The organism is Pseudomonas sp. PsB, from assembly GCF_043658375.1.
In the GTDB taxonomy this organism is placed as follows: Bacteria; Pseudomonadota; Gammaproteobacteria; order Pseudomonadales; family Pseudomonadaceae; genus Aquipseudomonas; species Aquipseudomonas putida_Z.
Genome location: NZ_JBIGLU010000069.1, coordinates 1 through 10,971, shown reverse-complemented (window position 1 = coordinate 10,971; position 10,971 = coordinate 1). Strand labels below are relative to the sequence as shown.

Below are 10,971 nucleotides of genomic sequence, written 5' to 3'. Positions count from 1 at the left end.
GATCTATCAACCATCTGAGGGTGGTATCAGATTGATGGGGTGAAGGTGCCCCATCAACCATTAAATCCGTATACCCCTCGTTTCAGGGTTGCTTTACCCGGCAGCGCTGGGAGCCGCTCTTGTCTGGACGGTTAGTGCCTTGCATGCCAGGGTATTTCTCGAGAGCGCGTCCCCAAACGGCTGGTCTCTGTGTATGGCTGCCTGGTTCATTGGCTACCACTGCCTGCAATTCAGCAGGCTGATGGTCAGGCACTATGATCTTGGGAAGGGCTACACCAGGCGCGCCTTCGTCTCTGACCTGGTGGACTGCTTGACGCTGCTACTGGGTTTCGCTGGTCTTCGCTTCTTAAACGAGCCGGTCCCTTCGGAGCAGGTCTGGGTTGTCTATTTGGCACTGCTTGGAGTTCCCCTCTCTGCTGTTATTGCCCATCCACTTCGCATGATGAAGGGGCCCAGGGGGCTATTGGTCCTTGGCATGCTATTGGTATGCCTTCTTGGAATCGACTACTTCAAACTGGGTTTCCTCTTGCCATTGTTCAAGCCAGAGGTAACCCACTGGGTATTGCTGGTCGCGATGTTTTCCATGCTTTGGGCCTTCTACCACCGCGTATACCGCTTCGAACCTTGACAGCAGGGGTGCCGACCATGCGAGGGCTATCGATCGTACTGGGATTGAGTTTGCTGGTCGGCTGTACTCATGAGCCGCTTTCAGAAGGGTTACCGGTTCAGAATCACCATTGGGGCGATGAGCCGAAGATTCAGTTTCTTGGCGTAGGTGGCTGGCTCATACATTGGCGTGGGGAGGGGCTATTGCTGGCGCCTTCGTACACCAACCCGGCCAGCCTCGGCATTCCTGGGATACCCCCGGCCCGAGTGGTAGCCGACAACGAGAAGGTCGACAGACACATGCCGCCTGCAGCAGACGTGACGATGCTTCTGGTGGGTCATGCGCACTACGATCATCTTCTCGATGTGCCGCGGGTCGTAGATAAGCACTCTCCGAAAGCGGTTGTATACGGGTCTGAAACGGTTAAGCACATTCTTCATGCAGCAAAGAACAGCTCAGGACAGCGGATCTTTGGCGCTGGCGCGGTGGTGGTGCCAAGTCAGCAGCAGATAACCGACCATCGTGATCCCTCCCGACCTGGTACATGGTTTTACTCCGACGGGAAGGTCATCACTGATGGGGACGTAAACGGAGCAAATTCCGTGGGTTCGATCCGTGTGATGCCTATTAGAAGCATGCATGCCGGGCACCTCTTCGGCCATAACTTCATCCCAGGTGAGTACGACTGGGAACTCGACGATTTGCCGACTGGTCTGCTGGACTGGAAACTTGGTGAAGTAACTCTGGCCTGGATGATTGACCTCCTCGGGGAGGATGGTCGGCCGGTTTACCGCATTCATTATCAAGACAGCGCCGCTGAACCTCCATGGGGCTTTCCACCCATAATCTCTGACTCAAAGCGCGTCGACGTCGAGATCCTTTGCGGGGGAGGGTGGAATCAAGTCAGTTACTACCCCACAGGCCTCCTCAGGGTGACCAAACCGCGTCTTGTGCTGTTGGGGCACTGGGAAAACTTCTTTGGCAACGACCTTGGTGAACCTGCTCGAACCATTCCGTTGCTCGGCTACAAAGGGCTCCTCGAACAGCTGAAACCCTACAATGTGGTGGTGCCTGAGCCCTTCTCTGACATCCTGCTCCCCCCGCCGATGGAGTGATTCTGCCCCAGCGGAGGCCTTCAGTTTCATGCGGACTCCTGCAGAGCTGACAGCAAGGGTCAAAGCCCCATCGTAGGCCGTGTAAGCAAGGGCACTTTGCACGAAATGTGGGATTTCGCCCTGGTGCCGGCCCTATTTTCCGCCTTCCGCAAGGCGTTGCATCAATGCGCGTGCTTCGCTGTACCCATAAGCCCGCAGGAACCCGTCATAAGTATCAGGAAATGACATGACGCGCCCGGCGTAATACTCCAAGGGCACAGCAATGTCGGCTTCGTGCAGGTAGTCCTGATCAAGGAAGTGCTCGAGCACCAGCATGTGATCGAAGAAGGCCTCAAAGCAGTCACGAATGAACTCCTGCTGCTTGCTGAACCCCATCCCCTTCTCATGCACGACAAGGGCTGGTTTGAGGTCCCTCCAGTGAACGACGTAGGTCTGGCCTTCATGGGTGAAGGTCCGGCCTGACCAGTCCATCATTCGCATCGCAGAGCGGGCGAGTGGATCTGTGAAAATCTCCTTCATCATGTCCCGTGCAGCGGCAAGCTGCTTCTGACGGTGTTCCTTTCGCTTCTCTTGGATCGCATTTCGGGCTGACCTCAAGCCGCTCCAGATACCCCAAATCGCCAGGGCCATGGTGATCAGGGTGCTGATGACTGATACCCAGTCCTTGAGTGTGGTTGGTGAGAATGGGTCGCCCTGGGTAGGGTTCTCTGCCGCCATTGCAGCGGTAGTCATCAGCATCCAAGCCGTAGAGATCAACCAGGCAGCGCTGTGCCTCTTCCTTGTGGCTGTCATCTGGAGGTCCTCTGAGGGATGGTTAACCTCAAAGTAGCTTGATCCGTTTCTACCCGCACGTGACCACTCGGGGAATTCGCCTTTGAATTTGCCCGGCGGTCGTTAGACTGCCTGTTCCCCAAACAGCCGCGACACGAGAGGTAGCTTTTGACCGGCAAGCTTTCCAGTGATCAGTTGCAGCGGATCTACAAACTGCTGACGGAGAAGCGCCCCCGGCTTGATGATCGGATGGGATTAACTCCGGCTGAGCGTGCACTGTTGGAGTGTGGCGGTATTTCGAGATCCGACTTTGATGATTTGATTATCGCGACTGAGTACCGCGGGTTTGCCGCGGCCGGCCGATACGCAGAGGCACTGGCTGCCTACTTCAGAATCCCTAAAGTCAGCTTGTGCCGGAAGCCCAGGCGCCTCGACGACGATGTGTTGTGGTTGGATGGCTATGCCGTTGCCGATGCCGTTGCTCTGCTGATCTTCATGGAACGCCTGGGCTTCGCTGTCTCACCTGGTCAGCTGGTGCAGGCGATAAAGGGCAACCTGGCAGGCAAGCCCATGCTGACGGAATCGGAGTACCTCATTCTTACCTATGAGGTTTCCCGCGGCTGTACTACGACAGTCCTCCGATCAGATGTGGAGCGCCAGCCGGCATTTCCAACGACCAAGCGCCACCGGGATGAGTTAGGAAACCGCTTCACATTGGTGCTCCAAGGGGAGGATGTGTTGTCGCTGGAAGTAGCCGGGCCCCGATATCGTGACGTCAACTCGGCACTTAAAACCTGTGCCTACTGCGGTACGACCTACCTGCCCAGCAGTCGTAATGAGCGTGAAGCACATCGTCAGGTTCATAGAGAAACACAGCGGTTACTGGACCCGGGCCCGAACAAGCGGTTTGCGGCCAGACTAAAGTGTGTCGCTGGCGCCGATCGGGTAGACGCATCTGTGCCCATGTGGATGCATCAGGAGGTATTGAAGCGCGCCCAGCGTTTCCGCGCGGATTTTGGCTACGACTTTGTCCAGTGGACTGGAACGATGTCGACTAAAGCAACGGTTGACTGGCACGGCTACCTGATTCCAGCTGGTGCTGACGGCACGATTGCAGGCGCTTGTGCATTCCTTTACGAGACTGAAACGAACCCATCAGGCAGCCCCTGGACTTTATCCTGGATCTGGCTGGCGCCTAAATACAGGCGCGGCGGGCTGTTGCGAGAACGGTGGGGGAGATTCCTTGAGGCCTATGGAGACTTCAGGATCGAGAGTCCGCTGTCTCCTGAAATGGAGGCCTTTGTTCGAATTCACGGCACGGACTGGCAGAAGAGCTGCTTGTCGAATCATTGTGAGTGAGCAGAGTGCTCACCGCCTCTAGGAGTTTTTGTGATCAAGACCAATACATCTGCCCCCCAGCTGGAAAAGCCGATGATCTTCCCTGCGGAGGACTATGCTCGTGCGTGGGTCGGGTGCCTGGCCGGATTCCTTCCAGGCCTGAAAGATCGAAGTCGTGAAGTGTTCCTAAGACTGTCAGGGTGGCATCACTGGAATGCAATGGTCAAGGCCTGCAACCCGGAACAGAACTGCGTGTTCATGACTGAGGATTTGAGTCCTGAACTTCGGCTTTCGACTCTTGCAGAACATCGCTCAATCCTGATCCACGAGTTCGGTGTGAAGCCGGCCACCGCCAATTTTTTCCTATGGGCAAACCCCCTGGGCTCTTTTGAACTCGTGCCGCTTCGTGCGGCCGTCAAAGAGTCCCTTTATCAGGAGGGTGAGTCGCCTTCCTCGAGGTTGGACAAGATCCTCATCGCTCTGGATCAAGAAAATCGAGCGCTTGTTCCTGGTACTGAAGAAAACCACCGCCGCGGCTGCCACTTCACCAATGAGCGGGTGTACATGGCGATGTTCCAGCATCTCGGATGGAACCTGGAACTCAGCGACGGGCGTGACTACGACGTACCGTTTGGACTACCTGTCGCACGGTTGGGCTACCTCAGGGATTCCGAACTCGGCTCGGTCCCTGTATTCATGACTGGCTTGGCGCCTGACCCTGAGCTGAACCCTGATCAGACCAGCTATGCGATTTATGATTGGATCACTTCACCGCAGGGAGCGAAGGCACAAACCGCAGTGGTTTTTTTCAGGGAGCCACAGCTTCGAGTGCTCGATGACATCGAGACCTCGATCTTCGGCAGCTTCCTTGAAGGGCAGAGCGCATGGCATCTCACCTTATCGTCTAACTCAAAATCGTTGGGGAGTGTGGTGGTCGACATCGTCTCGGGCCGGACTCTTCCTGTGCCCGAGCAGCGCGATAATGGCTTCGATTTGGCCATGCGATTTGCCCGGGCAATGGAGCGCTACTGCGACTTTCCAGAATTGCACCTTCCCAACATTGACCGGCCTGTGGTCCTTGCCGGCGGCAGTGGTTGGGGGGTAGTGAAACTGCCTTAGGTTGAGATTGTGGGTGACGGCAGGCCCCCATGCTTGAGGTATGGAAGCCTGGTTTAAGATCAGTTGCGGTCTACTCGCCCAGCTTTCGCCTTAGCGAACATAGCGTGGAAGTTTGGAAGAATTAGAAGCCAAGAGACGGCTGCGCTGATGAAGGCGGTACCTATCACGGCCATGACCAGGTACCACAACTCAGGCGAGTGTCGGAAGAGCAGTTCTGCGAGGTGATGCACTTCGTCAACATGGGATTCACCAGCAAAGCTCTTGAGAGCTCTGAAAACTTCGAATTTGGCCACAGTGTCCCTCGCAACACTTGCGAGGTACACAACCAAAGTTCCAAGCACACTCCCTGGCAAGAGACAAATGGCGAGAAGGGTAATTTTCGTCGCAGTGGCCATTTGTTTCGCGTCTTGGTAGATCTGTTTGAAGTAGTTTTTCATAGCCCCCTCGTGAAAACGCTTTGTTAAAAGTTGATTTGAGCCCTATTTTCAACCTGGTTCAAACCAAAAGGGCGGGCTCTAGCCCGCCTGGCCTCTCTGTCGAAAGGAGAAGGCGCTGCTCCACCTGCAGCCACTCACCTTTCGGTTGAAACACCTCGAAGATGGTGCAGAGGGTGTCCATTGGCGGTTGAATGAACCCCGGCCATTCTCGGTGCGGATCGAAGACTGCGATTTCAAACTCGGGGTGTCGAAACGCCACCGCCCAGTGCCAACGTTCCCTTTCTCCGGGACGTATGTCGCGCAATTTGACTATCGCCAGGCCGTGAAGATCGGCCCATCCCCGCCACCGGCGAGTCTCTGTCAGAAGTCCTGCCGTGGCCACCGCCATCCTCATCTCGCCCGAACTCGTAGAGAAGGGCGGTCGGCCATGTCTCCTCTTGCCAAGCCCCTGGCTTACGAAATGCTCCCGAGCTCGTTGATATGTCCAGCCGGTAACCATCGCTAAACACGCTACCCCGCAACCATAACGGTCGGTTTGCACGATCTTCTGTACACCGCATCGGGCTTGCCAGTCGTCTTCAGTCGCTGCCGGCGGATGATGTATGTCTAGGTGATCCATGGATTCAGTCCTCATCCAGTTCAGGACTGATCGTACTGTGAAAGGGCGCTGGCCCAGGCTGGTTTCGCGGTCCGCTTTCCAGCCTCTCCTTCACCAAGGTGGGGAGGATTATCAATAGGTTACGTCGCAAACCCTACCTGGGGCGCAGGGGGCCGCAGCCATGAAGCTCTACCTTGCCTCTAGCTCGCTGTAGAAGCTCTCTGACCTGATCTTCCAATGGTGAATGGACGTTGGGGCGAATGCCTGATCGTGCCAGGCGCTCCCTACGGATCTTCGAAACGGAACTTCAGGTTCCAACGAAGTGCGCTGGGAGCCCTCAAGAGCCATTTTGCTCGTAAGTGAGGGTGTCTAATACGCAAACCCGACATCCACCCTCATTTGATTGTCGGGTTTGATCTGCAGGCCGAAGGCGGCGGCGACTACAACGGCGCGAAGGCTTGGGTCGCGGTTGACCCTGACCCACAGTAGGAAACCCGCTCAGTTGCACCTCATGCCCTGGCCAGTTGCCGGGGCAGGCCGAGGACGTAGAGGACTCCGCGTTGGAGTTCACATCATCGAAAATAGGGATAGGTAACATGATTCCAGTAAGCGTAATCAGCGGTCTGCGATTTACCCAGGAACATCCATTCGTGACTGGCGTTGTCATCGCTGTACTTCTTGCCCTGGCCACTCTCGCTGTCAGCCGTAGCCGGCGTAGCCCTCAGCGCAAGAAAGCCCTGTGTGCGGTGTCGGTTGCTTTGGTGATCGGCGCCGTAGGGTTCTACTCGTGGGCCTGCAACACTCGTACCCCAGGCTTGGCCGATCAAGTGGCGAAACTTGCCAAGCATGTAGCTGCTGAGCAGGCAGCAAAATCGGATACGGTTGAAGACAAGTAGCGCAGGGAAAACGATATGAAGAACACCATCACGGCCCTGCTTGCGGTGTCCATCCTTGCTGGTTGCGATGCCGCTGCTGAGAAGGCTCCAGCTCAACAGGCTGCGAAGGCAGACGAGGCTCACAACTGCACAACCACCGGGCCTAACGCGCCAATCGTCACCGGGGAAAACAGCGTGGTAGTCATCAATGGCAAGACCTACGCACCAGGGCAAAGCTCTGGCTGCGCTCCGGCGTATACCAATGTCTCAACCCATGGTGTCGGAAGCCCGATTGTCACTGGTGAGGGGGCGAAAGTCGTTATCCATACGGATCATGAATAGGATACAAGGTGGTCACCTGGTGCTGTAGTTGCACCACATCACGATGGCTGTATTGGCCGGGCAAAAGGACTCACTCATAGATTTCTGTTTGCCTCGGTCGCGAATCCACATCCATGCCATTGCCGTTGTCTCTGTAATAGATCACTCCGAGAGGACGTCCGTATTGGACGAATACAGGAGCCACGCTGACCACAGTCGCCACATCCTTGCCCAGGACCTCGTCAATAAAGTCTTGGGACGATACGGCAGGTAGGGTTCCGTCCTTATACTGACAATCCCCTTTGACTATCGTGTTCTTCGAACGTAACCAGGATGCTGCTTTAACGAACCCGACTGAAGCCGGGCAGTACACCATTTTGCCCCCGGAATAGCCCACCCCGTCCACGAACAAGTATCCGGTTGCTCCGTATGAATTACCGGCATTTGGGAGGCCTGAGTCGGAAGCGGCGGCCGCCGCAGCTGCGGTCACTGTAACAGCAACAGCGCCGCCAGCCTGGGCCAGTAGCGGCAGGGTCAGAATCGCGGCAGCGAAAGCGGCGCGGAACGGTTGAAAGTGGGGCATGCAGCTTGATCCTCCTGACTGTGTATGCCTGGCCACGGGATTCTAACGGAAGGGCTTGCCGATACCAGCAGATTGCTCTCTGCGGAATACGCTCCTTATGAATGGAGAAGGCGTCGAGAGTTAATCCGACCAGGACTGGAGCCGGTTCAGCTCCTGATCGAGATTGAGTCTGACCTGAGCTATCGATTGCAGAAGATCCACGGTGGCCAGCACATCTCCAATTGCGGAGTGTGCTTGACCACGCCAGGTTACGCCGGCCAACGACATTGCTGCCGCAAGAGAGATGGTCCCATAGCGGTTGGTTGCCCCATACATGGCCACCGCCAGGCCCATAGCGCAATGCACCTGACACGTTGCAAGCCAGCTATGGTCATCGTGGAATGCGTTCGCGGTTTGAATCAGCAGTCGCCGATCGAACGCTGAATTGAAGGTCACAATGGGACGACCGGTAAGGAGCGCCTTGACTCTGCCGGCAACCTCGAGCCAGGTCGGACAATGTTGGAGCTCTTCAGCTCGGATTCGGTGTACATCGGCAGCAGCTGGTTCGATTGGAACATTGGGCCGAATCCTGGAGTTGAAAAGCAGATTCCCGTCGACGTCGGCGATCGCCAGTTCGATGATCTGGGCCTCTGTACCAAGCCCTGTGGTTTCGGCATCCAGCACGAGAGGTGCATTGGCAAGCCATTGCACCGCGACATGAGAGGCCTTGACCACCTTGCTTTGCATCCGGCCCTTTAGTGCAAGTATGGCCGCCGCCCGAACTTGCTTCGGGGAGGGGGCAGCAGCCTTGCGGTCCCGCAATGGGAGGCAGTCCGCGATCCGGTACACGCCGAAGGTCCCACCATAACCGTTCTTGTAATGCGCCACCGGCGTCGCATCAGGTTTCGGCTTCATCCGGAACTCGTCCCGAAGCCGACCTTTCGAAAAGGACCTGCCGGCCGCTATTGCTTCTGCTCTAAGTGCCTCGAGCTGGACTTGATCCATGGCCTCACCTCGTCGGATCTGGGGTACCGACCAAGCACCTACGGCTCGAGTAAATCTCTCAGGCCAGTACGCTCAAGCGTCGGATCACTCACCAGTCCTCATGATAACCGGCGAGGATTGCGGTTTCTCGTAGCCATAAAGCGCCGATGCTTTAGAAAGACGCACGACGTGGCTAGAATGAGGGAGTCCCTATCCATTTCCTCTCAGGAGAAAGGTATGCCGAGTAAAAAGCGCCTCACCGAAAAGGAGATTCGGAACCTTGAAGGCGAGATTCCTGCAGTCGCTGCAGGTGCGACTCGTACTGCCTATCTGCGAGCGCTCGCAGCCGGGCATACCGTCATGAAGGTGCAGGGCAGCTACCTCGTTGAGTCCAAGGCCGATGGGTCCGCGACCGTCGTAGGGGAGGCCAGGCCTCGCCGCAAGGTGAGCGTCGGCCAGACTATCCAGGTCCAACGAGTAAGCTCCAGTGCCAACGCCTAGGCTCCGCGTCTTTGCGGGGCCAAATGGCTCGGGCAAGAGCACCATCAAAGAGCAGGTCCCGGCCAATCTGATCAACACCTACGTGAACGCAGACGAGATCGAGAAGTCAGCGAAAGCTGACGGCTTTGTCGATCTCACTCAGTTTAATGTCCAGGCTACCGGCGACGAACTTCGTACCTTCTTTGCCAGTCATGCCTTGATCCAGAAAGAGCACCTTCAAGATCAAGCATCCCTGTTCGACATGAACGGCCTTCGCATCGACGTTCGGCGTCTCGACTTCAATTCTTACCATGCCTCGGTAATTGCTGACCTCATTAGGCAGAAGCTCCTGGAAAACCGCGTGAGCTTCACGTTTGAGACCGTGATGTCGTCGGGAGATAAGGTCGCGTTTATGCGCCGTGCCCAGGAACTGGGTTACCGCACCTACCTCTACTTTGTGGCCACTGACAATCCAAACATCAACATCAACCGGGTTGCCAACCGTGTGGACGATGGCGGCCACAACGTGCCGGCCGACAAGATCGTTCAGCGCTACCATCGGTCACTTAAGCTACTGCCGGAAGCAGTCGCAGCATCCAACCGGGCCTACATCTTTGATAACTCGGGGGAAGGCTCTGTCTGGCTTGCTGAGATCACAGACGGTACAAGTCTTGAGTACAAGTCCGAGGAGCAGCCTGATTGGTTTATGGAGGCCTATGTAGACAAGGTCATGAATGTCGCCAGCTAGCCGTAGCAGCATGGCGCCATGTCGCCATCGAGCGGCCTCCGCGACAGATTGGCTTTATCGTAGGCTGTAAAGATAAACAGGTCGCTTGAAAGCACTCTTGCGGCCCTGATAGGGAAGGTTACAGCTATCTGCAGGTGCGTACGACCGCCTGCACGACACCAACTACTAATCGTTAGAAACTGCCGCGGCGAACTCGGTCAATCTGTGGCCTCCTATTCGCCGCGACGACATAAAACTACTGTTTCAACCACACGTTACTGTGCTACTCCATCCCCACGACGTGACTCTGCGAGTCTGTGCGCTGAAATATCCGCTTCCATCGCTTCAAGATGGGCTAAGTTCCGTCGAATCCACCTGTCCGCGCGATCAATGCGCTCCAGTAGCTCCCTCTTGGGCTTGCATTCCTGATAGCCCTCTACAATTGTCTGCTTAACTTCGGCAAGTGCAGCCAGTTGTTTATCTATTCCCCGGATGATAGTGGGTTTTGGCAAGTCGTAGATTTGCCGCGAATGCTCGTTGGGAAGCTCTTCATCTTTGTACTCAGAACGGAACCAAGCGGACAGGGTGCCGCCGACGCGACCTAAGCCAGCTCCTGACCAGGCCATGATTACTGAAGCCATCAGGCTACTCATGATCGGACCGATGTGTAAATGTCTATCCAAGTCCAATCGGCGAGCGGGTCGCCAACTTGATGGATACCCAGGCAGATCGGGGCCACACGGGACTGCGCCCGCGCGCTCAACCCCTTGAGGTGTAGGCATGACTCTTGGTTTCTTTCTCTTGCCGCTGAGATGCCTGGCCGGGCTGATGAATTGGGTTTCATACCCCTGGGAGTCGTACGTCCATTTCTCACCGTTCAACCTGTTTTCCAAGGCTTTGAGTTTCACGATCAAACGCGATAGTGCCGCCTCAGATGTGGCATGAAGGCGTGGTGTATAGCCCAATGTCATCAACTTTGGAAATTATCCATAAATATCATATAATTAGCGCTCAAATCAGTGCATGGGAGAAGCCCT

12 protein-coding genes are annotated in these 10,971 nt (G+C 56.0%); 7 read left to right on the top strand and 5 right to left on the bottom strand.

Translation table 11 applies throughout. From position 1 onward, the window contains the following. Positions 1-193 precede the first annotated feature (193 nt). Positions 194-628 (top strand): hypothetical protein, encoded by a 435-nt coding sequence (locus tag ACGLHT_RS29600; RefSeq protein ID WP_189638524.1) that lies wholly within the window; start codon positions 194-196, stop codon positions 626-628. A 17-nt stretch (positions 629-645) separates the two neighbouring features. Continuing rightward, positions 646-1,722 (top strand): hypothetical protein, encoded by a 1,077-nt coding sequence (locus ACGLHT_RS29595; RefSeq protein ID WP_189638525.1) that lies wholly within the window; start codon positions 646-648, stop codon positions 1,720-1,722. A gap of 132 nt (positions 1,723-1,854) precedes the next feature. Here the strand turns inward: ACGLHT_RS29595 and ACGLHT_RS29590 are convergent, their stop codons facing one another. Further along, on the bottom strand, positions 1,855-2,454 hold the full coding sequence (locus tag ACGLHT_RS29590; RefSeq protein WP_223271182.1) for a hypothetical protein: 600 nt from the start codon (positions 2,452-2,454) through the stop codon (positions 1,855-1,857). A 207-nt stretch (positions 2,455-2,661) separates the two neighbouring features. Between ACGLHT_RS29590 and ACGLHT_RS29585 the strand changes: the two genes are divergently transcribed. Continuing rightward, positions 2,662-3,852 carry a hypothetical protein gene (locus ACGLHT_RS29585; RefSeq protein WP_135192926.1) on the top strand — a complete coding sequence of 397 codons (1,191 nt, stop codon included), beginning with the start codon at positions 2,662-2,664 and terminating at the stop codon, positions 3,850-3,852. A 30-nt stretch (positions 3,853-3,882) separates the two neighbouring features. Next, on the top strand, positions 3,883-4,950 hold the full coding sequence (locus tag ACGLHT_RS29580) for a hypothetical protein (protein WP_223271183.1): 1,068 nt from the start codon (positions 3,883-3,885) through the stop codon (positions 4,948-4,950). Between the two features lie 59 nt (positions 4,951-5,009). On the opposite strand, the gene ACGLHT_RS29575 is transcribed toward ACGLHT_RS29580, so the two are convergent. Further along, entirely contained in the window at positions 5,010-5,387 is a 378-nt protein-coding gene (locus ACGLHT_RS29575; protein WP_135192927.1) for a hypothetical protein, read from the bottom strand. Between the two features lie 1,194 nt (positions 5,388-6,581). On the opposite strand from ACGLHT_RS29575, the gene ACGLHT_RS29570 reads away from it, so the two are divergent. Together ACGLHT_RS29570 and ACGLHT_RS29565 are read left to right on the top strand one after the other, a co-directional pair. Further along, the gene (locus ACGLHT_RS29570) at positions 6,582-6,881 is read left to right on the top strand and encodes a hypothetical protein (protein WP_135192929.1); all 300 of its coding nucleotides are present in this window, start codon (positions 6,582-6,584) and stop codon (positions 6,879-6,881) included. Positions 6,882-6,896: 15 nt separating this feature from the next. Beyond that, positions 6,897-7,202 (top strand): hypothetical protein, encoded by a 306-nt coding sequence (locus ACGLHT_RS29565; protein WP_135192930.1) that lies wholly within the window; start codon positions 6,897-6,899, stop codon positions 7,200-7,202. A 70-nt stretch (positions 7,203-7,272) separates the two neighbouring features. Here the strand turns inward: ACGLHT_RS29565 and ACGLHT_RS29560 are convergent, their stop codons facing one another. Together ACGLHT_RS29560 and ACGLHT_RS29555 are read right to left on the bottom strand one after the other, a co-directional pair. After that, a complete protein-coding gene (locus ACGLHT_RS29560) occupies positions 7,273-7,764 on the bottom strand; it encodes a hypothetical protein (RefSeq protein ID WP_135192931.1) in 492 nt (163 codons plus the stop codon). A gap of 120 nt (positions 7,765-7,884) precedes the next feature. Continuing rightward, positions 7,885-8,748, bottom strand: a complete 864-nt coding sequence (locus ACGLHT_RS29555; RefSeq protein ID WP_135192932.1) for a 3'-5' exonuclease — start codon at positions 8,746-8,748, stop codon at positions 7,885-7,887. A 466-nt stretch (positions 8,749-9,214) separates the two neighbouring features. On the opposite strand from ACGLHT_RS29555, the gene ACGLHT_RS29550 reads away from it, so the two are divergent. Beyond that, entirely contained in the window at positions 9,215-9,955 is a 741-nt protein-coding gene (locus tag ACGLHT_RS29550; protein ID WP_135192933.1) for a zeta toxin family protein, read from the top strand. 254 nt (positions 9,956-10,209) lie between these two features. Here the strand turns inward: ACGLHT_RS29550 and ACGLHT_RS29545 are convergent, their stop codons facing one another. Continuing rightward, positions 10,210-10,716 carry a DUF5623 domain-containing protein gene (locus ACGLHT_RS29545; protein WP_223271184.1) on the bottom strand — a complete coding sequence of 169 codons (507 nt, stop codon included), beginning with the start codon at positions 10,714-10,716 and terminating at the stop codon, positions 10,210-10,212. Positions 10,717-10,971: the final 255 nt, after the last annotated feature.